Raw genomic sequence first — 22586 nt, 5'->3', positions numbered from 1 at the left:
GGTAACTTTTTGCTCAAACTTGGCCAGTAGTTCAGCAAATCCCGCTATCTTGGAGCAAGCGGTCTGGAGGAGGTTCTCTTTTTTTTCATGATTGAAAACGGTTAAGAATGAATCAAAAAGATACCTCTTTTGGGCTGCTAATCGGAGAAACTACCGCAGGTTTAGTGCAACAAAACCTATACGCAATACCCTTCGGGACACGCACCATAGCCAAACCGTTAATTTACATTCCCTCCTCCCAATTTTCCCCTATCTTTAAGGAAACTAAACTCCTTAAAAACTATGAACGGAAACTACAAAGGTGCTCTCCTCGGAACCATGATTTCTTGGTTTCTTTTTGCGATGATCGGTTTTGGACTTTGGGGATGCCCCACTTACAATGTCTGGCAGCAGGAGATGTCCGGACGGGCGGAATTCGCCAAAGCCGAACAAAACCGCAGAATCCTCATCGAAGAGGCCGCCGCCAATCTGGAAGCTGAAAAACTGAATGCCCAAGCAGAAGTGGCTCGGGCAAGGGGTGCCGCGGAAGCCATCGCCATCGAAAACGGAGCTCTTTCCGAAAAGTATATCCAATACCTTTGGGTTCGTCAGCAGCGAAATCTAAATGACAAAACAGTCATTTACATCCCTACTGAGGCAAATCTGCCGATTTTGGAATCCATGCGGGGACTCCAGATTCCCAATCCTTAACTAACCGATAAATCAGAATAAATTGAGGCTGTCTCATAAATCGTTTCGTTGTCAGCCTGAGCGGAGTCGAAGGCCATTTCCAGCATCTTAAGGCTATTTCGACTTATCTCAATGTGCCAAAATTTATCTTTGAGACAGCCTCTTTTTTTTTACACAAATAGAATAATCCCCCTACCCCCCATTTAAAGAGAAATTGCGCTATTTTGGACTTCAAACCTAACTTCTAGAATTAATCCTTTCTAGGTTATTTGTAACCAAATTACCCTCCTTTTACTACTTGGGATTTCTTTGCGCCCTTTGTGGCTTTGTGGTAAAATCTGCTAAATCTTATAAATCTTACCCATAATTCTGTAAGACTTTTCCGCATGCCTATTTTCAATTTTGTAGCGTAATATTCTATCCCATGGAAACAGCAGAGCAAAATCAAAAAACGCATAAGGAAACCTTCCCTGTCACGGGCATGACCTGTGCAGCCTGTGCCTCCAGCGTGGAAACCATCCTGCAATACTCAGATGGCGTCAAATCTGCCTCTGTCAACTTTGCTACCAATACCGTCCAGGTTGAATACGACGACAATACTTCTCCGGAGAAATTAAATGAAGCACTGACAGACATTGGTTATGGATTAGTTTTGAATACCAAGAATGTGCAGGAAGCGGTACAGGAAGAGCAAGAAAAGAAATTTCAGGCTGTTAAAAAGCAGACCATCGGAGCAGCTTTACTGACTTTGCCTGTCTTTATTTTGGGAATGTTTTTTATGGAATGGGTTCCCGGAAGATGGATCAGCTTAGTGCTCTCCATACCGGTTCTGTTCTTTTTCGGAAAAAACTTTTACCTCAACGCTTGGAAACAAGCCCGTCACGGCAAAGCGAACATGGACACTTTGGTGGCCCTGAGTACCGGTATTGCTTTTATCTTCTCGGTCTTCAATACGCTCTTTCCTGAGTTTTGGCATCAGCGGGGCATTCATCCTAATGTATATTTCGAGGCGGCTACGGTGATTATTGTCTTTATTTCCTTTGGAAAAATGCTGGAAGAAAAGGCCAAATCCCAAACCGGTACCGCTTTGAAAAAGCTGATAGGCCTTCAGCCCAAAACTTTGACCCGCATCCAAAACGGGCAAACTCAGGAGATCAAAATCGAGGAAGTCCAGTTGGGAGACCGGATCCTGATCAAACCAGGAGAAAAAATCCCGGTGGATGGAAAGGTTCTGACAGGCAGCTCTTTCCTAGACGAAAGCATGATCAGCGGGGAACCCATTCCTGTGGAAAAGAAAGCCGGCGATGCGGTTTTTGCGGGCACAATCAATCAAAAAGGAAGCTTGGAGATCGAGGCCGAAAAAGTGGGATCTTCTACCCTGCTTTCCCAGATTATTCAGCGAGTGCAGGAAGCCCAAGGAAGCAAAGCTCCTGTACAGAAGTTGGTGGATAAAATCGCCGGAATCTTTGTGCCTGTGGTGATGGGAATCGCTCTTTTGACTTTTGGGGCTTGGATGATTTGGGGAGGGGAAAATGCAATTTCCCATGCACTATTGGCTGCTGTTTCAGTTTTGGTAATTGCCTGTCCCTGTGCTTTGGGGTTGGCAACACCTACGGCGATCATGGTTGGAGTGGGCAAAGGAGCCGAAAACAATATCCTGATTCGGGATGCTGAAAGTTTGGAATTGGGGCATCAGGTGAATGCCATTATTCTGGATAAAACCGGAACGATTACCGAGGGAAAACCGACGGTAGTGAGTTGGCAGTGGGCAGAGGGCAGTAGGCAGTTGGCAGTAGGCAATGTGCAGACGTCATTGCGAGCGACGCAGGAGCAAAGCAATCTTTCTGATCTCAGGGAGATTCTGTTGGCACTCGAATCCAAATCCGAGCATCCCCTAGCAGAAGCGGTCGTGAAGTATTTGAAAACCGAAAACGTGGAATCCACAGATTTAGATCACTTCGAAAGCATTACGGCAAGGGGCGTCAAAGGAATAAAAGACGGTAAAACCTATTTCGCAGGAAATCAAAAACTACTTCAGGAACAAGAAATTTTAATTCCGGAAGATCTAAAAACAACTGCCAAAGAATGGAGCGAGCAGGCACAAACGGTGATTTGGTTTGCAGATGAGCAAAAAGCCCTTGCCATCTTAGGCATTCAGGATCAGATTAAACCCAGTTCAAAATCCGCCATTGAAAAGCTCCAGAAAGCTGGAGTGGAAGTGTATATGCTGACTGGAGACAATCATCAAACTGCTGCTGCAGTTGCCAAACAGGTAGGAATTCAAGAATTCCGGGCAGAGGTAATGCCCACGGATAAGTCGGAATTTGTGAAGGAATTGCAGGCGAAAGGAAAAGTAGTGGCCATGGTCGGTGATGGAATTAACGATTCGGAAGCTTTGGCACAGGCGGATGTCAGCATTGCCATGGGACACGGTTCAGATATCGCCATGGATGTGGCCAAAATCACCCTGATTACTTCAGATTTGGAAAAGATCCCCCAGGCCTTCCATCTCTCCCACTTGACAGTGAATGGCATCAAACAAAACCTGTTTTGGGCTTTTATTTACAACTTGATCGGAATTCCGATTGCCGCCGGTGTGTTGTATCCGATCAATGGATTCCTTTTGGATCCTATGATCGCAGGAGCGGCCATGGCTTTCAGTTCCCTATCGGTAGTTATGAATAGCCTAAGATTGAAAAATTCGAAAATTTGAAGATTTAAAAATTAAGGGGCAAAGATTAGGAATTCTGTTCTTGCTTCTTGTGTCTTGTGTCTAATATCTAATTTCTTAAACATGAAAACGCTCAAATTCAAAACCAACATTCAGTGCTCCAACTGCCTGTCCAAAGTTACCCCTAAGCTCAATGAACAAAACGATATTAGTTCTTGGAATGTCGATCTTGCTGATCCTGATCGAACCCTCACTGTAGAAACAGAAAATCTGGAGCCCGAAGACATCAAAAAGGCGGTTCTAAAAGCAGGTTTTATCGCAAATCCTAAATGATCTATCATGCCTACGGCATTTCTATGTCGTATTGTATTCTGCTTTCTACCAGGCTCTTGTGCCTATGGGCACATAAACCTTCCATTTTAACATGGAGAATCTTATTTAGCCAATTTGAAAAGAATTCTTTTAGCTCGGGTCCAGTTAGGGACAATAGCCTGGTAGATTTTAGATTTGGATGTCTATTCAGAAGTCCCGTAGGGACGAGACCAATAATTAAAAATGAATATATCTGTCATGCCTACGGCATTTGTATATGGAATTTGATCCTGTTTTTCTACCAGGTTTTAGTGCCTAATGGCACACATTCCTCAGGAAAAAATAGAGAATATAATTCAGTCAATTCTTTATGAATTCTTTGATGTGAGGTCCCGTTAGGGACCTTGGCTTGGTAGACTTTAGATTTGGATGTCTATTCAGAAGTCCCGTAGGGACGAAACTCATTCTGGTTCTTTAAAGACATACAAAGGGTTATAATCTATCTCAAGTTTATCCAGAATTCTACGGTATTCTTCCAAGAAATTCGATTTCCTATGATGTTCTTTTTGTTTAAGGATATAGTTTACAACTTTAGGTACGTCTGATTTGGTATAAGAAAAGGCACCATATCCCTCTTGCCACGCAAACCTGGATTTAGTGAGCTTTTCTTCATTGATCCATTTGGAGCTAGATGCCTTTAATATCTGCATCAACTCACTGAGGGATTGATTTGGTCGAAGCCCAATCAAGATATGAACATGATCGGGCATCCCATTGATCGCTAAAACCTTATGACTATGATTTTGGATGATGGCAACCATATACTCATAAAGCCTTGATTCCCAATCCGAAGAGATAAGTCCAGCTCGGTTTTTAACCGCGACAACAATTTGAAGGTGAATCTGGGTAAAAGTATTGGCCATTGTCAAAAAATTATATACCAATTTATAGATTATCCATCGGTTTTCATCTCTATCAATTCTCCTAATTTGAACTTCCCAAATTTTATTCCGTACATTTGAGCTAATGAAATCCCCGATTTCCATACTCTTAGCCTTTTTGGTTCTCTTTGCTTCCGTTGGGATGGCGAAGACTACCCATTTTTGCATGGGCATGGAGATGAAATCGGAGATTGGTTTTGGTGAAAAACATGTGGACTGCGGTATGAATATGCCTATGGACCATGAGGAAAACCAGGACGATAATCACCAAGATCCCAAATCCTGCTGCGAAAATGTCACCACCCACTTGCAGGTAGATGATGAGGTTTCGCTGAAAAAAGCTGAGATTCAATTCAACTTGAATTTCGCAGTTGCGCTTGTTCAGGTTTTCGTTTTTGGCCTTGATCCAGTTTCATCTGAAACAAGCCCTTTACCAACCTATTACCCTCCCCCAATTGAGCAGGACCTTCAGGTGCTGCATCAAACTTTCTTGATTTAAATCTCGGGAAGCAGGCTTGTCCTGCATGAATCTTTCGAGCTAATTCATTTTGGCTCAGTGATTTATATTTTAATCCCTTGATTTATGCTTAATCGAATCATCAAGTATTTCTTAGAAAATAAACTGGTCACTGTGCTTTTTCTCCTGCTGATTATCGGCTGGGGAATCGTCACCGCACCATTCAATTGGAATGTGGATTTCCTGCCAAGAGATCCAGTTCCTGTCGATGCCATTCCGGATATCGGCGAAAACCAACAGATCGTCTTTACCGAATGGATGGGCCGATCTCCTCAGGATGTGGAGGACCAAATCACTTATCCTCTCACCACCTCCCTTTTAGGTCTCCCCGGGGTAAAAAGTGTTCGTTCCAGCTCGGCCTTTGGCTTTTCCAGCATCTACATCATCTTCGACGAGGACATCGAGTTTTATTGGAGCCGTTCCCGGGTTTTGGAAAAACTCAATTCTCTCCCTGCCGGACTATTGCCGGAAGGCGTTCAACCCAAACTGGGACCGGATGCTACCGCTCTTGGGCAAGTCTTCTGGTACACGCTTGAAGGACGGGATGAGAATGGAAATCCGGCAGGCGGTTGGGATATCCATGAACTCCGAACCATTCAAGACTACTATGTTCGCTATGCCTTGACTGCGGTGGAAGGCGTCGCCGAAGTTGCTTCCGTAGGTGGATATGTCAAAGAATACCAAGTAGACGTAGACCCTGCGGCATTAAAAGCTAATGGAGTCAGCCTGATGGATGTGATGGAAGCCGTCCGCAAATCCAACTTGGACGTTTCCGCCAATACCATCGAAGTCAACCGAGTGGATTACTTTATCCGGGGTTTAGGCTATGTCGAAGAGCTGTCCGACTTGGACAAAGCGGTAGTCAAAGTCACCAACAACGTTCCCATCCGAATCCAAGACGTTGCACGGGTCAATATCGGCCCTCAGCCCAGAAATATGGGAGGAATTCTGGACAAAGCTGGGGCTGAAGCAGTAGGCGGCGTGGTCATCGCCCGCTATGGTGACAATCCATTGGCGGTAATCGAGGGAGTAAAAGCCGAAATCGAGAAGCTTTCTCAGGGCCTTCCTACCAAAACTCTCGCTGACGGTACCGTTTCCAAAGTTACTTTGGTACCCTTCTACGACCGAACCGGGTTGATTTACGAAACCTTGGGTACGCTTTACGAAGCCATCAATCTCCAGATCTTAGTGACCATTTTGGTGATCATCGTGATGGTTTACAACCTTCGGGCTTCCATTCTGATTTCCGCCTTGCTGCCTTTGGCGGTACTGATGTGCTTCATATTCATGAAGTATTTCGGCGTCGATGCCAATATCGTGGCGCTTTCAGGGATTGCCATCGCCATCGGGACCATGGTGGATTTGGGAATTATTCTCAATGAAAACATCCTTCGGCATCTGGAAATGGCTCCCAAAGGCCAATCCAAGCTCAAAACCGTTTATCTCGCAGCTGCGGAAGTTTCAGGTGCTATCATCACGGCAGTCAGTACCACGATCATCAGTTTCCTTCCGGTCTTTACCCTTCAAGCAGCCGAAGGAAAGCTCTTTGGTCCCTTAGCCTACACCAAAACCTTTGCGTTAATCTCGGCAGTGATTTTCACCTTGCTGATTATGCCAGCCTTTTCTCATTGGATTTTCTCCATTAGAGAGCTAAAAGGAAAAATTGGAAAATTCTTGAATTGGGGAATGCTAATTCTGGGGCCAATAATCGCTTTCACCGTTTGGTCTTGGGCTGGGTGGTTTTTGTTTGCCTTTGCCTTATTGAATGTTTTGGCAGACCAATTTCCTGAAAAAGTTGAGCCGCATAAGAACTTGGCTGTCATTGGAATTACCCTCCTGTTTATCACCTGGCTTTTGACTGGGCTTTGGATGCCTTTGGGAGTTTCGGTGAGCAAAGTGGTCAATTTTGGGTTTATCGCTTTACTTCTAGCTATTGTCTTGGGAGGTTTTGCAGGATTTATTCGAATCTATCCCAGAATCCTCACTTGGTGCCTGAATAACAAAGGGAAGTTCATCCTTTTCCCAATGGTGGTGCTTCTGATGGGATCGAGTGTATGGCTTGGTTTTAATCGGGTCTTTGGCTTTGTTCCCAAGACTTTTGACCTTATTGGTGTCAATATTCGCACCTCTGGTTTTTGGTCGGGATTGACTCATTCTTTCCCTGGATTGGGAAAAGAATTTATGCCTTCTCTGAATGAAGGATCTTTTCTCCTCATGCCTACCACCATGCCCCATGCGGGAGTTCAGGAGAACCAAGAAGTACTGAAGCAATTGGATATGTTGGTGACAGCGATTCCTGAGGTGGAAATCGTGGTTGGTAAAGCTGGAAGAGCCGAAACGGCGATCGATCCCGCACCAATAAACATGTTTGAAAACACCATTAACTACAAAAGCGAATACGCCACGGATATCAATGGAAATCGGCTACGCTTTAAAGTAGTGGATGGCAAATACGAACTAAAAGACGGTTCGCTCTTTGATCCGGAAACCATGACTCCCAATCAAATTCGGATTCAGGATTTAGTGGAGGATGAAGACGGAGAGTATTTCCGGCAGTGGAGATCCCATATCCAAAGTCCGGATGATATCTGGGATGAGATTGTTTCAGTCATTCAAATTCCCGGAGTGACCTCTTCGCCCAAGCTACAGCCTATCGAAACCCGCCTTGTCATGCTTCAAACCGGCATGAGAGCTCCGATGGGAATCAAAGTTTACGGACCAGATTTACAAACCATTGAAAGCTTTGGCTTAGAGCTGGAAAAATACCTGAAAGAGGTCCCCTCCGTCAAGAAGGAAGCCGTTTTCGCAGACCGGATTGTAGGAAAGCCTTATCTGGAATTGGACATTGATCGGGATCAAATCTCCCGCTACGGAATGAATGTGGTCGACGTACAGGACTTCATCGAAACTGCTATAGGCGGAATGAAGCTGAGCACCACGGTGGAAGGCCGAGAGCGCTTTCCGATTCGGGTACGCTATGCAAGAGAATTCAGGGATGATCCTTACGCCATAGAAAATCTCCAAATCCCCACTCCTTTGGGGAATTATATCCCATTGAGTCAGGTCGCCAAAATCTCTTATCGTCCCGGACCGGATATGATTCGGGGAGAAAACAGCTTCTTGGTGGGCTATGTGCTTCTGGACAAAATGCCTGGATTTTCCGAAGTGACGGTGGTAGAAGACGCCCAAAACTACCTGAAAGAGAAGATCGATTCTGGGGAACTGAAAGTCCCGAATGGAGTCCGCTTTGTTTTCTCGGGCTCCTATGAAAATCAGGTTCGTGCAGAAAAGCGCCTAAGCATTGTGGTTCCACTTTGTTTGATTCTGATTTTCCTGATTCTCTATTTCCAGTTCCGGGCTGTTTCCACTTCCCTGTTTGTATTTATGGGAATAGGAATGGCTTTTTCTGGAGGTTTTATCATGATTTGGCTCTTCGGGCAGGATTGGTTTATGGACTGGAATCTATTTGGCACCAATCTACGGGATCTGTTCCAAATGAAGGTCTATAATCTCAGTGTGGCAGTTTGGGTAGGATTTATTGCCCTTTTCGGCATTGCCACAGATGACGGAGTGGTAGTTGCTTCCTATTTGGATCAAAGCTTCAAAGAAAACCAACCGACAACGGTGAAACAGGTTAGAGAGGCAGTTTTAGAAGCCGGAAAAAGACGTGTGCTTCCTTGTATGATGACGACTGCCACTACCCTTTTGGCGCTGGTTCCCGTGCTGACTTCTACAGGCCGGGGATCGGATATCATGATTCCAATGGCTATCCCTTCTGTAGGAGGAATGGTTTTGGAAATTTCCACTGTATTTCTGGTGCCTACTCTTTACTGCTGGTGGGCTGAAAGAAAATTGAAAAACAACTCCAAAGTATTCACTGAGGAATCAAACGCATAAAGTCATGACAATTAGAACCCTATACCATTTGGGATTTCGGATTTCGGATTTCGAAGGTTGGATCTCGGATTTCAGATTTCAGATTTCAGACTTCAGATTTCTGGCTTTGGCTTTCCTTCTTTTACTGAACTCTTTTTCAGAAATGGCAAAAGCCCAAACCCTGGACGACTACCTCATCCTAGCGGCTGAAAACAATCCCGGCTTGAAGGCATCCTATGCCCGATACGAAGCCGCTTTGGAGAGAATCAACCAACCTGGTCTTCCTGACCCGGAACTTCGCGCTGGATTCTTCTTTCGCCCTATGGAGCGTTTTATGGGAAATCAGCAGGCTGACCTACAGCTGATGCAGATGTTTCCCTGGTTTGGAATGATCGGTACCCAAAAAGAGGAAGCCAATTACATGGCCAAAGCACAATATCAGCTCTTTTTGGAAGAAAGAAATCAATTACTTTTCCAGGTAAAATCCACTTGGTATGAGTTGATCCGACTGAATAATGAAATCCAAATTGCCAAAGAGAACCTTGTCTTTCTTGAGAAATACGAGCGATTGGCTTTGATTAAATTTCAGGCTGCAGGAGGAAATCCAAACAACATTTCAGGCGGTTCTGCCATGAATCCCACAGCATCTCCCACCTCTACTTCTTCTGGAGCTTCCGGAATGGGAAATATGGGTGGATCAGCAAATTCGACCATGAGTTCGGCTTCAACCTCTGCCAATTCCATGGGAGGAAATACCATGGCCTCTTCAGGTTCTTCCATGCGGGATGTTTTGCAAATCCGTATTTCCATGCGGGAACTTGAAAACTCCATTGCGCAATTGGAAGCCAATCTGGAACCTCTGCAAATCAAGTTCAATCAATTGCTCAACCGGGAAATCCGAGCAGAAATCAATACTCCTGAAAGCTTTTCACCAATCCAATTGGAAAAAGGAAAATTGGAGGTTTTGGACAGCATTCGCAGCAACAATCCCATGCTGGCCATGTATGATGCAGAGCTCTCTGCCTATGAGCAGCAAGCCAAAATGGCCCGACTGGACGGACGTCCTATGCTGGGTGCCGGAGTTAATTACATGCCTTTCACCGCACGGGAAGAAAACGGAATGATGATGGGTGGGAATGACATGGTCATGCCCATGGTGACCATGACCTTGCCGATCTATCGGAAAAAGGTCAATTCCCGCATCAAGGAGGCCGAATTGCTTCAGGAAGCTGCTTTGATGGAGAAGCAAAAAACCGAAAACTTACTCGCCATGGAATGGGCTAATGCCTTTCGGGATTGGGAAGATGCGGAGCGAAAAATCAAGCTCTACTCCGAACAAACAGCCCTAACCCAACAGAGCTTGAACTTATTGATCACGGACTATACCGCCAACGGACAGGACTTTGAAGAAGTCCTGAGAACCCAGCAGCAATTGCTGGATTACCAATTGAAGCAGCTCAACGCGATCAACCTTCAATACCAAAGTTTGGCCATGCTAGAAATGCTTTCGGCCAGTTCGATCCCGCTTAATTAAGAAATCCGATGAAAAATCTATTTGAAAATAAACTTGTTCTGATCCTTTCCATGCTGGTTTTGGGAGGATTGATTGGCTGGATTCTGAAGCCTTCAGGATCCAACCAAGAAGAGGCACATGAGCATAGTGCAGAGGCAGGTGAGACCGCACTTTGGACCTGTTCCATGCATCCCCAGATTAAATTAGGAGAGTCAGGCTCTTGTCCCATTTGTGGGATGGACTTGATTCCAGCTTCGCAAATGCCTTCCGGTTCAGGAAATCCGCTGGTCTATGAAATGACACCTGAAGCTGTTGCTTTGGCACAAATCCATACGACCAAAGTCGGGGGTGCCAATACCTCGGGAGAACTTTTCCTTACCGGAAAAATCCAGACTGATGAACGGGAAAATGCTTCTGTCACGGCAAAATTCCCGGGAAGAATCGAAAAACTCTTCGTCACCTTTACCGGAGAGCAGGTAAAGGCAGGTAAAAAATTAGCCACTTTGTATTCTCCAGAACTCCTCACCGCCCAGAGAGAACTTCTGGAAGCAGCGAAAAGCAAGGGCAGCTTTCCTGAGTTGTATCAAGCTGCAAAAGAAAAGCTCCGGCTTTGGAAGCTGACGGAAAGCCAAATCCAGGCCATTGAACAAAATGGGCAGGTTCAAGACCAGATCGACATTTTGGCGGATCAAAGCGGTGTGGTGACCCAACGAAATATTGCCGTCGGTGACTATGTAAACACCGGACAAGTGCTATTCAATGTGGTCAATCTGAATAAACTTTGGGTTTTACTGGATGCTTACGAGTCAGATTTGAATTTCCTACAAGTCGGAAATGAGATCAAATTCTCGGTAGCGGGACTTCCTGGAGAAACTTTCAAAGCTCGGGTTTCTTTTATCGATCCCCTACTCGACCCTAGTACCCGGGCGGCTTCAGTTCGGGCTGAAATCAGTAATTCAGGTCAAAAACTCAAGCCAGAAATGTTTGTTACGGCAAAAATTCAAACTAAAGCTGGAAAGACTTCCTCAGAAATTACCATTCCCCGGACCGCGGTGCTTTGGTCAGGCAAACGATCCGTTGTATATGTAAAAGTACCGGCAGCCGAACGGCCTTCCTTTGAAATGCGAGAAGTAAGCTTGGGGGCCAGAATGGGAGAAAACTACCTGATCGAATCGGGCTTGCAAGCAGGAGAGGAAATCGTCACCAACGGGGCTTTTGCCATCGACGCAGCTGCACAACTTTCGGGTCAGTTTAGCATGATGAATCGCCCGGAAACCAAATCCATGGAGGTGTCGGAAGAGTTCAGAAGTCAGATTACCACGGTGGCAGATGCTTATTTTGAAGTAAAAAATGCGTTGGTGGAGGATAAACTGAACGATTCCCAAAAAGCATTAACCAACTTGGATCAAAGCCTTTCTAAAGTGAATATGACTTTGGTCAAAAACCAGGCCCATGATCGCTGGATGGAAATCCTCAAAGGAATGAAAGATGCCCGAACAAAAATGGGGACAGCCAAAGATATCGAAGAAGCCAGAAAGCACTTTTCTATGCTTTCCTACCATATTTTGGAGATGACAGAGACCTTTGGGCTGAATATGGATGTGGTTTACAAAGACTATTGCCCAATGGCGTTTGAAGATCAGGGCGCCTATTGGCTTTCTGAGAAAAAAGACATCACCAATCCTTATTTCGGCGCTTCCATGCTTGCCTGTGGAGAAGTCAAACAGACCTATTTAAGAGGTCAGCCGGTGATGAATCTGTCTGCGAACACCTCAAGTTCAGTTTCTTCACATAATCATTAATTCAAATCAATTCAATTTATACCTATGAAAAAGTCCCTATTATTCGCTTTTGCACTTTCAATTGCTCTTTTCTCCTGCGGAGGAAAAACAGAAGAAATCCACGAGGAAAACAGCATGGAGCATGCCTCTGGTGATGCTTCTGCGGCTTCTACAAGTGCTGTGGCCAGTTCAGCTGCCACTTCAGCGATTATTGATTCTTACCTTGCAGTGAAAGATGCATTGGTTGGAGACAATGCCCAGGAAGCGGCCTCCAAAAGCCAAGCCTTAGTTGCATCCTTAAAATCGTTTGATATTTCCAGCACTGAGGCAGAAGATTTGGAAGAATTGGAAAGGCTGCAAGTCGAGGCTATTGCTTTCGCAGAAAAGTTAGCTTCTGAGGATATTGCTTCCCAAAGAGAAAGCTTCCAGGCTTTGAGTGTGACGCTGAAGGATTTCTTAAAAATTGCCGGAACCGACCGAACCCTTTACCATCAATATTGCCCTATGTACAAAGGAAATACAGGTGGCATGTGGCTGAGCGCCAATGAGGACATCAAAAATCCTTTGTTTGGAAGCTCCATGTTGACTTGTGGTCGAGTGGAGGAAACAATAGCTTTGAAATAATATACGAGGCTGTCTTAAAAGTGAAGTTTGTCACATTGAGCGAAGTCGAAATGTCGTCCGGAAAGCTGGAAATGGCCTTCGACTCCTGTCACCCTGAGCACTTGAGAGACGGGAGTCTCGAAATCGAAGGGTCACGCTGACAACGAAACGATTTATGAGACAGCCTCTTTTTAATTTTACCCAATGAAAATGAAAATCACCCTTATTCTATCCTTACTTTTGGTTTTTGAGATTTCGGCCAAAGCACAGGAAAAAGTACTGGAACCGCTGAAAGTTTCCCAAATCCGGGGAATCAATGTTTTTGGAAAACCCGTGGACAACCAAACCCGCTGTGTGCATTGGCATTCAGATTTGGATATCATTGCCATCAAATTCAAATGTTGCGACAAATACTATCCTTGCTTTTCCTGCCATGAGGAAGAAGCAGACCACGCCCATCAAGTTTGGCCAAAGGCTGAATTTGACCAAAAGGCCATTCTTTGCGGGATTTGCGGAAATGAATTAGGAATCCAAGAATACATGAACTCCAACAACACCTGCCCGCATTGCCAGTCCAAGTTCAACCCGGGATGCAGCAAGCATTACCATTTGTACTTTGAAACCGAAGACACGAGACCGACAAAGGAAGGCGAAACGCCCTTTAACTAGTCACTAATTCTCCAATACCAGTTCCCTTATCACCCAGCCTTATGAGAAAAAATAATCAGTACTATACCCGAAAAATCCACCGGTTTCTAGGGGTATTTATAGGGATTCAATTCTTCTTTTGGACACTTTCCGGCTTGTATTTCTCTTGGACGGATATTGATGAGATTCATGGAGATCATTTCCACTCGGAACACATGATGCATAGCCCCGCAACCAATTTGGTGCCTCCCAGTACGCTTGATTCCACCTTGGAAGTAGCCACTATGGAATTGAGATTTGTCAGACACCAGCCCTACTATTGGGTCAATGGAGAAAAACTCTTTCATGCTCAAACTGGAGAATTACAATCTGAAATCACCGAAGAGCAGGCCAAGGAAATTGCCCAAATCTACATTAAAGGAAACTACGGAATAAAAGAGGCAGAATACCTCACGGAAGCCGGTTCACATCACGAATACCGTGGCCGACCCCTACCCGCTTGGGCAATTCATTTCGATCATCCTGAAAAACTCACCGCATACATCGATGCTAAAAGTGGAAATTTTGAGCGGGTGAGACACAGCAGTTGGAGAGTGTTTGACTTTCTCTGGATGTTTCATACGATGGACTATGCCGGGAGAGATAATTTCAACAACCTGCTGCTTCGAGCTTTTTCCTTATTCGGAATGCTTACGATCACCTCAGGATTCACCTTATTCTTTATGACTACCAAAAAGAAAAGGAAGCCCTAGCATTTGCCTTTTTAATTTATTTTTTTACCTTAACTTACTGTATTTCAAAACGCTATGGAAAAGACACTCTCATTTTTCCTTTTCTTTTTCCTTCTTCAACTAGCGATGGCACAAGAAAACAACCGAGTCAACTATTCCCAGTTGGGTATTTCATTTACCATTCCCAATGCTTGGCAAGGGCAAGAATACGGAGAAGGTGTACTTCTCCAAAGTCAGAGTATCCCCGGGATTATTTTGATTACTACTCACAATCAAAAAATAGCCGAGCTAAAGGCTCAAGGAAGTCAGGGAATCAATGACGGTCAGGGAACAATGCTCCAACTGGTAGGAAATCTGGATAATCTCGGTCCTCATTCCATTGCGGGCAATTATCAGGGCACTTTGGAAGGTAGTCCTGCCCAATCCTACATCATCGCCTTGGAAAATCCAACGGGTGGATTGGGAGTGACTATTTTGGTAGCTGCGCAGCCTCAGCAGTTTTCGGAGGCCTTGAAAAAAGCCGGTAAAGATTTAGCTGATTCTTTTGAATTCACCAAGGTGGACCGTACTTCAGAGTTGGCCGAGTGGAAATCCTGGCTGTCAGGCATGAGGCTGACTTATATGGAATCGTACAACTCCCCTAGCTACTCAGATGGGGGTATTTCCGGAGGCTATTCACTGAGAAGGGTAATTGATTTATGCCCTCAGGGATTTTTCAATTACTCTGGTTCAAGCAGCTTTACCATGGATGGTTTGGGACATTCGAGCAACAATCAGAAAGGTGATGGAACTTGGGAGATTTTGACAGGAAACAATGGCACCCCCATCCTTCGTCTAACTTATTACAATGGGGAAATTGGAGATTATCGCTTGGAGTTTAAAGATAACAAGCTCTACCTGAACGGAGAACGATACTTCAGAACCAACGACTCCGAAAATTCCCCAAACTGCATTTAATCACCATTTCCACCCTCGATTGGCCTTTTTATCAGCTTGGGCTTTTTTCGCCTTGAGTCGGTCTTCAATAGCCCCTTTGCTGGGCTTGGTAGCTTTTCTGATCTTCTTTTTGTGAAAAGCAGTTTTAAGCAGATCGTAAAATTTCCGGATGACCAGCTCCTTATTTTGAATTTGAGATCGTTTTTCCTGAGAGGAAAGATTCAAAAAACCCTCCTGATCGATCTTATTTGAAGCTTTTTGAAGCAAAGTCAATTTCTCCTCTTCACTTAAAACCAAAGAGTCATTGACATGAAACTTGAGCTGAACTTTGGTTTCGACCTTGTTTACATTTTGCCCACCCGGTCCACTGCTCCGAGCAGTCTGAAACTGCAATTCAGGTAAAAATGAACCGTTTTGTATGCGTTGGTCGAGGGAATTCATCAGGTTCAAAAGTTGGAAAATGGTAAGGTGGCAAAGTTAGCCAACAACTTTACAACTTTACCACTTTGCAACCTTCCAACAGATTTAACTTACCTTCACGAACTTATTGAAATCAAATCGACGTTTCCTTCCCGTAACCTAATGGACCTTGAATCCATTAATCATTACTTATGAAGACAAAACCTAGAGTAGTCGTCGGGCTTTCCGGCGGTGTAGACAGCAGCGTGGCTGCCAAACTTTTAATTGATCAGGGCTACGAGGTCATCGGCATGTTTATGAAAAACTGGCACGATGAATCCGTCACCATCTCCAACGAATGCCCCTGGATGGAGGACTCCACCGATGCGATGCTGGTTGCTGAAAAACTCGGCATTCCCTTCCAAGCCATCGACCTGAGCGAAGAATACCGCGAACGGATCGTGGATTACATGTTTTCCGAATACGAGGCTGGCCGTACGCCCAATCCTGACATCCTTTGCAATCGGGAAATCAAATTCGATATTTTCCTGAAAGCTGCTCAAAAGCTCAAAGCCGACTTTGTGGCCACAGGTCATTATTGCCAAAAAGGTGAAATCGAAGTAGACGGTAAGCCTGTCTATCAGCTGATCGCCGGTGCAGATCCTAATAAAGACCAAAGCTATTTCCTCTGTCAGCTTTCTCAGGAACAACTGGCTAAAGCACTCTTTCCTATTGGTCACTTGCAAAAACCTCAAGTACGGGAAATCGCCAAAGAAGCCGACTTGATTACTGCCGAAAAGAAAGATTCTCAGGGACTTTGCTTTATCGGGAAAGTAAGACTTCCAGACTTTCTTCAGCAGCAACTCAAGCCCAAAAAAGGGAAAATCATTCAAATCCCAGAAAACCTGCCTGTTTTTGATCAGGTGAAGGTTCCTGCAGGTATCCAATCCCAAGATTGGGACCAGGAAACTTTGGATGCTGTTTGCTTGCCGATACATTATCAGCCTGATCAGGGAAAAGTCTTGGGAGAGCACAATGGAGCGCACTATTTCACTGTAGGCCAAAGAAAAGGTTTGCAAGTGGGTGGTACAGGAAAACCGCTATTTGTGATTGAAACTAACACGCAGCAGAACGTGATTTATACCGGACTGGGTGAAGATCATCCCGGCCTAAACAGATTTGGATTATTTGTCAAAAGAGACCAAATCCACTGGATTCGGGAAGATTTGGCCCTAAACCCCGGAGAGTCTGCAGAATACGAAGCCCGCATCCGATACAGGCAAGCACTCAGCAAAGCCACTTTGGTCATGAGAGACAATGGCCTGTACGTGCTTTTTGAAAATGCTCAAAAAGGCATCGCTTCAGGGCAGTTTGTGGCTTGGTATCAGGGTGAGGAATGTATCGGTTCAGGGACGATCTTTTGACTTTTTTCCAAAAGATTAGCACGGAAAAATCACAGATTTTCACCGATTATTTTATCTGTAGAATCTGTGATTTTGATCGGTGTAAATCTGTGGGAAAAAGTATTCTTTAATCCTTTTATTTGAGTACTCTACTTTTTTCTCTGAGAACTCTATGCTGAAAAAACATGCTTGATATCCTCTTCGAAGACGAAAATCTTATTCTGATTGACAAGCCAGCCGGTCTTTTGGTACACAGAACCCGACAAGCCTATGGTGAAGAGGAAAATGCCTTGATTCAGCTTCGGGATCAGATCGGTTCTTGGGTAGCTCCTGTGCATAGACTGGACAGAGCAACAAGTGGGATTTTACTTTTTGCAAAAAATGAGAAAATCCTTCCTGCGCTTAAAGCCCAATTTATGGAGCGGGAAGTTCAAAAGTTCTATTGGACCATCGTCAGAGGAATTCCCAAAGAAAAGGAAGGCTTGATCGATCATCCTTTGGAAAGTGAACGATCCAAAAGGCTGCAAGAAGCCCAAACCAAATACAAGGTGCTGGCAGAAACGGAGATCCCATTTAATTCTACCGGAAGATACCCCACTAGCCGCTACAGCCTTTTGGAAGTGGAACTCTTGACCGGACGAACCCACCAAATCCGAAGGCATTTGGCACATATCCGGCACTACATCATTGGGGACAAAAAGCACGGAGACAATAAGCAGAACATTTTTTTCGAAAAGCAATTTGGACTCCAAAACCTCTTGCTTCACGCGGGTAAAATCAGCTTGAACCACCCGATTACGTCTGAGAAAATAGAGATTTCCTGCCCTCCCCCTGTACACTTCCGAACAATCATGAAGATTTTGGACTGGAATCCAAATGAAATTTTATTTGCCACAAAATAAAGCCCGGATTTTGGTTAGATTCGTCCGAAGTTTAACTATCAGAATATGCTAAAACCCTTAATTACCCTAGGATTAGTCCTGACTTTTGGCACTTTGACTTTTGCCCAAAAGAAGGACATCGAGAAAAAATTCAAGGCCAAAGAAGCGATCGAAGATTTTACTTATCTCGCATCTGACGAACTCATGGGACGCGACCCAGCTAGACCTGAGATGGAATTGGCTTATACTTACATTGCAGAACAGCTGGAAAGCTATAAGGTCATGCCAATTCCCGGCGCAGATGGATACTTCCAAAATATCCCTTTTCGCATGTCCTCACCTCCCAAGTCAGGTTCAATAAAGATTGGTGACAAAACCTATTCCCAAGGGCAAAACATGCTCGTTTTGGATGGAAAGTCATTTTCTGGAAGCTATGAATTGATTGATGTTGGATTTGGACTGGAAGAGGATTTCAAAGGAAAAGATCTGAAGGGAAAAATCGCGATTGCCAATGTGGGCGCGCCTAATCGCATGAATCCGGCGGATCTTTTTTCCCTAGGTGGAGAAAAAACAAAAAGAGCTCAAGAAGCTGGCGCTGTAGCCTTGATTGAGCGATTCAACATTCCTTCTATACCTTGGCAGTTGCTTTCCAATTTTCTGAACCGCACCCAAATGACTTTGGATCAAGGTGCCGCCAGTGAATTGCCTTACCTCTGGGTAGAAGACGCTAAAAATACACTGACTGGTGACGCTCTTCAGACTACCACTGCACAGGTGGAAGGTAAAGTTAATAAGTCGGTAGAAGGAAAGAATGTAATTGGCTGGATCGAAGGAACTGACCCGGTTTTGAAAAACGAATACGTCTTGCTTTCTGCCCACTACGACCATGTGGGTGTAGGAACTCCTGATGCCCAAGGTGACTCCATCTACAATGGCGCACGGGATAATGCCGTGGGAACTGTCGCCGTAATGAATGCTGCCAAGTATTTTGCAAAAAATCCTCCCAAGAGATCTTTGATTATCGCGCTTTGGACCGCTGAAGAAAAAGGCCTTTTAGGAAGCGCTTACTTTGCCAATAATCCACTGATTCCACTGAATCAAATCATTTATAATCTGAACATTGACAATGGTGGATATAACGACACCTCTGTAATTACAGTAATCGGATTGGGCAGAACTACCGCTGATTTCCTGATTGAAGAGGCTGTGTCGGAATTTGGGGTAAAAGCAATCGCAGATGCAGCACCCGAGCAGGGCCTTTATGACCGCTCAGACAATGTGAATTTTGCAAGAAAAGGAATCCCTGCACCTACCTTCTCTTTGGGCTTTACTGCCTTTGACGATCAGATCAATAAATACTACCACAAGCCTGGGGATCAAGTGGATAACTTCGACTTGGACTACGCACAGATTTACTGGAAATCCTACATCCTGGCTGCTCAAAAAATCGCCAATTGGGACCAACAACCTCAGTGGAAAGAAGGCGATAAGTATGAGGAAGCAGGAAAGCAGTTGTATGGAAAGTAGAATTGGAGACACTAGATTCTAGACACAAGACAATAGACTTTGATAAAATCAAACATTAAGTGATTAAAAGATAAAAGCCAGAAGTGATTCTGACTTTTTCCTTAATTGCACAATGCACCATAGAATCGAGTTAGATCTAGTCACCTAAGTTCCAACATTCTGTCCGAGTCTTATTTCTTTTGTCTTGCGTCTTGCGTCTTGCGTCTTGTGTCTAATGTCTATTTTAAAAAAGCATTCCCGCAATCGTAGCAGTCATCAGACAAGCCAAGGAAGCTGCCATCAGTGATTTTAAGCCCAAGCGGCTTAGATTCCCCTGCTGATTGGGAGCAATGATGGAAATTCCACCCAACTGAATCGCAATGGAGCTGAAGTTGGAAAAGCCGCAAAGGGCATAGGTAGCAATTACGATCGATTTTGGACTGAGGCTTTCTGCAGCTTTCATTTCAGAAAGGCTCAGATAAGCCACAAATTCATTAATCACCGTTTTTTGTCCCAGCAAGCTTCCTACTTGAAGAGTATCGGTCCATTCCACACCAATGGCGAAAGCAAAGCCGCGGAAGATCTGACCAAAGATGTATTCCAAAGAAAAACCGGTAAACTGTCCTCCTGTGGTACTCGCAACCCAGGCATTCAGTCCGGTATATTCACCAATCAATCCGCTTAGGCCATAATTGATCGCAGCGATGACCGCGATAAAAGCCAAAAGCATCCCTCCCACATTCAGGGCCAATTTCAAACCCTCGGCTGCACCGATAGACATTGCATCGATTAGGTTGACACCCATAGCCTCAGCATTGACTTCCAGTTTGTCCTGTTTGATTTCTTTTTCTGTTTCAGGGATAAAAATCTTAGACAAAACGATGGCCGCAGGTGCATTCATAATTGAAGCTCCCAGCAGATAGGCCGCAAACTTACTTTGCTCCTCCAAGCTGTCTCCTCCCAAAAAAGCCACATACCCAGCCAAAACTCCTCCGGCAATCGTGGCCATTCCTCCTGTCATCAGACACATCAGTTCGGACTTACTCATCTGAGGGATGAAGGGGCGGACCAAAAGCGGGGCTTCGGTCTGTCCTAGAAAGATATTCCCTGCAGCAGAAAGTGATTCCGGGCCGGAGAGACGCATGGTTCTAGCCATCACCCAAGCAATACCATAGACGATCTTTTGCAAAATCCCTAAATAGTAAAGCCCCGAAGAAACGGTAGAGAAGAAGATAATGGTAGGAAGTACCTTGAAAGCAAAGATGAACCCGAAACTATCACCAGCCAGATCACCGAAGATAAATCTTGCACCTGCTTCACTGAAGCTCAGAAACTTTACAAATCCTTCAGAAAGCAACTGAAAACCATCTTTGACAAACTCCACCTTGGTGATCAGAAAACCAAAAACCAATTGAAGGGAAATTCCAATGATGACTAGCCTCCAGTCTATTTTTCTGCGATTGTTTGAAAAAATAAAGGCAAGGAAAATAATTATAGCTAAGCCAAAGGCCCCTCTTAAATAATCCATCGGGTATTTTTTGAATCGAAGGGCTAAAAATAGGCTAAAGCCAAACCAAAAAAAAGTCCTGATTTCTCAGGACTTTCCGTTTTTAGTTTCTTTTATTGATTTCATCCCTTATTCGGGCTGCTTTTTCATAATCCTCATTGTTGATTGCCTTTTCAAGCATCTGATTCAGCTTATCCAAGCTGAAGTCTTTGAGGGAACTTTCTTTTTGAGTAGTCACCTTTTGAGCCGGAGCCTTGGCTTCTTCCTTTTCGGCAATTTTGCGATCTTCTTCAGTAAATTCGATCGCAGCCTCTGTCATCACCTTTTCTGCGCAGAAAATCGGAGCATTAAACCGAACGGCAATTGCGATAGCATCCGAAGGTCGGCTGTCGATCTCTACCACAGTCAATTCGCTTTTGCAGATAATTTTGGCATAAAATACCCCCTCTTTCATATCAGAGATCAAAATTCTGTCAATCTCAAAATGAAAGCTTTCCGCAAAGGACTTGAACAGGTCATGAGTCATCGGGCGATTGGGAATGATTTTTTCAATCTCAATGGCAATTGCCTGAGCTTCAAACATTCCCATCACGATAGGCAATCTTCTATTCCCTTCGACTTCCCCCATGACCAAGGTAAATGACCCTGATTGGGAATGATTGGACGAAAGTCCGAGAATCTCCAGTTCTATGTGTTTTTCCACAAAAATTAAAGTTCGGCTTTAAGTGCTTCGGTCAGTTTTGGTACCACTTCAAAAGCATCTCCCACAATTCCATAATCGGCTGCTTTAAAAAATGGCGCCTCAGGATCCTTATTAATTACCACGATGCACTTCGAAGAGTTAACCCCCGCAAGATGTTGAATCGCTCCTGAAATTCCTACAGCAACATATAAACTAGGTGCAACTTTTACACCGGTCTGCCCTACGTGCTCGTGGTGAGGTCTCCATCCAATGTCAGAAACAGGCTTGGAACAACCTGTAGCCGCCCCGAGTGTTTTAGCCAGGTCTTCGATCATTCCCCAGTTTTCAGGTCCTTTCATTCCTCGACCTCCGGATACTACAATATCCGCTTCCGGAAGAAGTACTTCCCCTGTAGCTCGGTCGGTAGAGGTAATTTTGGAAGCAAAGTCAGTATCTGGAATGTCTACTGTAAAAGCCTCAACTGATGCATCTGCTCCGTCTGTCTTGAGATCAATCGCATTCTTTTTAATAGCAAGGATTTTATTCTCAGTGGTTACCTCAGTCTGAGCAAATGCCTTTCCGGTGTAAATGCTTCGTTTTACGGTGTATCCGCCAGAGGTCTGAGGCAATTCCACAACATTGGAGACCAATCCTGCTCCTAATTTGACTGCCAAGCGAGCTGCCACAGCATCCCCGAGAGAGGATTTGGCCAAAACCAAGGTTTTTGCACCTACGGATTTAAAAGCTTGTGCCACAGCAGAAGCATGGGCTTGAATCACCCCCGCAGTCAGTCTATCATCTGAAGCATGAAGGACTTTAGCCGCTCCTGCCTTACCCACTGCAGCCAATTCTTCTGAAGCAATAGTACCCAAGGCCACAGCTACCACATCGCCTTCACCAGTCTGTGCAGCAAGTGCCTGAGCGAATGACACCGCCTCCAAGCTGGTTTTCTTTACTTTCCCCTCTGCGTGTTCTATATATACTACAATTGACATAATATCTTGATTTTA

Annotated in this window: 19 protein-coding genes; 14 read left to right on the top strand and 5 right to left on the bottom strand. The window is 44.7% G+C overall.

What is annotated here, in order from left to right; all coding sequences use genetic code 11:
• Nucleotides 1-282 precede the first annotated feature (282 nt).
• The 3 genes from AAA938_RS18570 to AAA938_RS18560 all read left to right on the top strand — a co-directional run bounded on the left by AAA938_RS18570 (nucleotide 283) and on the right by AAA938_RS18560 (nucleotide 3673).
• The gene (locus tag AAA938_RS18570) at nucleotides 283-690 is read left to right on the top strand and encodes a hypothetical protein (protein ID WP_338230271.1); all 408 of its coding nucleotides are present in this window, start codon (nucleotides 283-285) and stop codon (nucleotides 688-690) included.
• Nucleotides 691-1093: 403 nt separating this feature from the next.
• Nucleotides 1094-3382: a heavy metal translocating P-type ATPase gene (locus tag AAA938_RS18565; RefSeq protein ID WP_338230270.1), complete on the top strand. Its 2289-nt coding sequence runs from the start codon at nucleotides 1094-1096 to the stop codon at nucleotides 3380-3382.
• A gap of 81 nt (nucleotides 3383-3463) precedes the next feature.
• Nucleotides 3464-3673 (top strand): heavy-metal-associated domain-containing protein, encoded by a 210-nt coding sequence (locus AAA938_RS18560; RefSeq protein ID WP_338230269.1) that lies wholly within the window; start codon nucleotides 3464-3466, stop codon nucleotides 3671-3673.
• A 440-nt stretch (nucleotides 3674-4113) separates the two neighbouring features.
• On the opposite strand, the gene tnpA is transcribed toward AAA938_RS18560, so the two are convergent.
• Nucleotides 4114-4575 (bottom strand): IS200/IS605 family transposase, encoded by a 462-nt coding sequence (tnpA, locus tag AAA938_RS18555; protein WP_338230267.1) that lies wholly within the window; start codon nucleotides 4573-4575, stop codon nucleotides 4114-4116.
• Between the two features lie 103 nt (nucleotides 4576-4678).
• Here tnpA and AAA938_RS20320 point away from each other — a divergent pair, with 103 nt between their 5' ends.
• The 8 genes from AAA938_RS20320 (at nucleotide 4679) to AAA938_RS18515 (ending at nucleotide 15219) form a co-directional block, all read left to right on the top strand.
• Entirely contained in the window at nucleotides 4679-5092 is a 414-nt protein-coding gene (locus tag AAA938_RS20320) for an HYC_CC_PP family protein (protein WP_420915753.1), read from the top strand.
• Between the two features lie 84 nt (nucleotides 5093-5176).
• Complete coding sequence (locus AAA938_RS18545) at nucleotides 5177-9007, top strand: efflux RND transporter permease subunit (protein ID WP_338230265.1); 3831 nt, start codon at nucleotides 5177-5179, stop codon at nucleotides 9005-9007.
• 4 nt (nucleotides 9008-9011) lie between these two features.
• A complete protein-coding gene (locus tag AAA938_RS18540; protein ID WP_338230264.1) occupies nucleotides 9012-10520 on the top strand; it encodes a TolC family protein in 1509 nt (502 codons plus the stop codon).
• Nucleotides 10521-10528: 8 nt separating this feature from the next.
• The gene (locus tag AAA938_RS18535; protein WP_338230262.1) at nucleotides 10529-12301 is read left to right on the top strand and encodes an efflux RND transporter periplasmic adaptor subunit; all 1773 of its coding nucleotides are present in this window, start codon (nucleotides 10529-10531) and stop codon (nucleotides 12299-12301) included.
• 24 nt (nucleotides 12302-12325) lie between these two features.
• Nucleotides 12326-12904: a DUF3347 domain-containing protein gene (locus AAA938_RS18530; protein ID WP_338230261.1), complete on the top strand. Its 579-nt coding sequence runs from the start codon at nucleotides 12326-12328 to the stop codon at nucleotides 12902-12904.
• Nucleotides 12905-13093: 189 nt separating this feature from the next.
• A complete protein-coding gene (locus tag AAA938_RS18525; protein ID WP_338230260.1) occupies nucleotides 13094-13552 on the top strand; it encodes a CHY zinc finger protein in 459 nt (152 codons plus the stop codon).
• 41 nt (nucleotides 13553-13593) lie between these two features.
• Nucleotides 13594-14283, top strand: a complete 690-nt coding sequence (locus AAA938_RS18520) for a PepSY domain-containing protein (protein ID WP_338230259.1) — start codon at nucleotides 13594-13596, stop codon at nucleotides 14281-14283.
• Between the two features lie 54 nt (nucleotides 14284-14337).
• On the top strand, nucleotides 14338-15219 hold the full coding sequence (locus tag AAA938_RS18515; RefSeq protein WP_338230258.1) for a hypothetical protein: 882 nt from the start codon (nucleotides 14338-14340) through the stop codon (nucleotides 15217-15219).
• On the opposite strand, the gene arfB is transcribed toward AAA938_RS18515, so the two are convergent.
• Nucleotides 15220-15639 carry an alternative ribosome rescue aminoacyl-tRNA hydrolase ArfB gene (gene arfB / locus AAA938_RS18510; protein WP_338230257.1) on the bottom strand — a complete coding sequence of 140 codons (420 nt, stop codon included), beginning with the start codon at nucleotides 15637-15639 and terminating at the stop codon, nucleotides 15220-15222. It abuts the gene before it with no gap.
• Between the two features lie 170 nt (nucleotides 15640-15809).
• On the opposite strand from arfB, the gene mnmA reads away from it, so the two are divergent.
• The 3 genes from mnmA (at nucleotide 15810) to AAA938_RS18495 (ending at nucleotide 19408) form a co-directional block, all read left to right on the top strand.
• Nucleotides 15810-17021, top strand: a complete 1212-nt coding sequence (gene mnmA, locus AAA938_RS18505; protein WP_338230256.1) for a tRNA 2-thiouridine(34) synthase MnmA — start codon at nucleotides 15810-15812, stop codon at nucleotides 17019-17021.
• A gap of 164 nt (nucleotides 17022-17185) precedes the next feature.
• Nucleotides 17186-17902 carry a pseudouridine synthase gene (locus AAA938_RS18500; protein WP_338230255.1) on the top strand — a complete coding sequence of 239 codons (717 nt, stop codon included), beginning with the start codon at nucleotides 17186-17188 and terminating at the stop codon, nucleotides 17900-17902.
• Nucleotides 17903-17947: 45 nt separating this feature from the next.
• Nucleotides 17948-19408, top strand: a complete 1461-nt coding sequence (locus AAA938_RS18495) for a M28 family peptidase (protein ID WP_338230254.1) — start codon at nucleotides 17948-17950, stop codon at nucleotides 19406-19408.
• Nucleotides 19409-19631: 223 nt separating this feature from the next.
• On the opposite strand, the gene AAA938_RS18490 is transcribed toward AAA938_RS18495, so the two are convergent.
• The 3 genes from AAA938_RS18490 to AAA938_RS18480 form a co-directional block, all read right to left on the bottom strand.
• Nucleotides 19632-20915 carry a NupC/NupG family nucleoside CNT transporter gene (locus tag AAA938_RS18490; RefSeq protein WP_338222225.1) on the bottom strand — a complete coding sequence of 428 codons (1284 nt, stop codon included), beginning with the start codon at nucleotides 20913-20915 and terminating at the stop codon, nucleotides 19632-19634.
• 82 nt (nucleotides 20916-20997) lie between these two features.
• Complete coding sequence (locus AAA938_RS18485) at nucleotides 20998-21597, bottom strand: bifunctional nuclease family protein (RefSeq protein ID WP_338230253.1); 600 nt, start codon at nucleotides 21595-21597, stop codon at nucleotides 20998-21000.
• Nucleotides 21598-21602: 5 nt separating this feature from the next.
• The gene (locus tag AAA938_RS18480; protein ID WP_338230252.1) at nucleotides 21603-22571 is read right to left on the bottom strand and encodes an electron transfer flavoprotein subunit alpha/FixB family protein; all 969 of its coding nucleotides are present in this window, start codon (nucleotides 22569-22571) and stop codon (nucleotides 21603-21605) included.
• Nucleotides 22572-22586: the final 15 nt, after the last annotated feature.

It is taken from the genome of Algoriphagus taiwanensis (assembly GCF_036245645.1).
Taxonomy (GTDB): Bacteria; Bacteroidota; Bacteroidia; order Cytophagales; family Cyclobacteriaceae; genus Algoriphagus; species Algoriphagus taiwanensis.
This window is presented reverse-complemented; position numbering and strand designations above follow the sequence as displayed.

What these genes read in the sequence shown, in the direction of transcription:
- AAA938_RS20320 (WP_420915753.1), top strand. Translation starts at nt 4,679, where the DNA reads ATGAAATCCCCGATTTCCATACTCTTAGCCTTTTTGGTTCTCTTTGCT.
- AAA938_RS18565 (WP_338230270.1), top strand. Translation starts at nt 1,094, where the DNA reads ATGGAAACAGCAGAGCAAAATCAAAAAACGCATAAGGAAACCTTCCCT.
- AAA938_RS18530 (WP_338230261.1), top strand. Translation starts at nt 12,326, where the DNA reads ATGAAAAAGTCCCTATTATTCGCTTTTGCACTTTCAATTGCTCTTTTC.
- AAA938_RS18490 (WP_338222225.1), bottom strand. Translation starts at nt 20,915, where the DNA reads ATGGATTATTTAAGAGGGGCCTTTGGCTTAGCTATAATTATTTTCCTT.
- AAA938_RS18480 (WP_338230252.1), bottom strand. Translation starts at nt 22,571, where the DNA reads ATGTCAATTGTAGTATATATAGAACACGCAGAGGGGAAAGTAAAGAAA.
- AAA938_RS18495 (WP_338230254.1), top strand. Translation starts at nt 17,948, where the DNA reads ATGCTAAAACCCTTAATTACCCTAGGATTAGTCCTGACTTTTGGCACT.
- arfB (WP_338230257.1), bottom strand. Translation starts at nt 15,639, where the DNA reads ATGAATTCCCTCGACCAACGCATACAAAACGGTTCATTTTTACCTGAA.
- AAA938_RS18525 (WP_338230260.1), top strand. Translation starts at nt 13,094, where the DNA reads ATGAAAATCACCCTTATTCTATCCTTACTTTTGGTTTTTGAGATTTCG.
- AAA938_RS18500 (WP_338230255.1), top strand. Translation starts at nt 17,186, where the DNA reads ATGCTTGATATCCTCTTCGAAGACGAAAATCTTATTCTGATTGACAAG.
- AAA938_RS18515 (WP_338230258.1), top strand. Translation starts at nt 14,338, where the DNA reads ATGGAAAAGACACTCTCATTTTTCCTTTTCTTTTTCCTTCTTCAACTA.
- AAA938_RS18560 (WP_338230269.1), top strand. Translation starts at nt 3,464, where the DNA reads ATGAAAACGCTCAAATTCAAAACCAACATTCAGTGCTCCAACTGCCTG.
- AAA938_RS18545 (WP_338230265.1), top strand. Translation starts at nt 5,177, where the DNA reads ATGCTTAATCGAATCATCAAGTATTTCTTAGAAAATAAACTGGTCACT.
- tnpA (WP_338230267.1), bottom strand. Translation starts at nt 4,575, where the DNA reads ATGGCCAATACTTTTACCCAGATTCACCTTCAAATTGTTGTCGCGGTT.
- AAA938_RS18535 (WP_338230262.1), top strand. Translation starts at nt 10,529, where the DNA reads ATGAAAAATCTATTTGAAAATAAACTTGTTCTGATCCTTTCCATGCTG.
- AAA938_RS18570 (WP_338230271.1), top strand. Translation starts at nt 283, where the DNA reads ATGAACGGAAACTACAAAGGTGCTCTCCTCGGAACCATGATTTCTTGG.
- AAA938_RS18520 (WP_338230259.1), top strand. Translation starts at nt 13,594, where the DNA reads ATGAGAAAAAATAATCAGTACTATACCCGAAAAATCCACCGGTTTCTA.
- mnmA (WP_338230256.1), top strand. Translation starts at nt 15,810, where the DNA reads ATGAAGACAAAACCTAGAGTAGTCGTCGGGCTTTCCGGCGGTGTAGAC.
- AAA938_RS18540 (WP_338230264.1), top strand. Translation starts at nt 9,012, where the DNA reads ATGACAATTAGAACCCTATACCATTTGGGATTTCGGATTTCGGATTTC.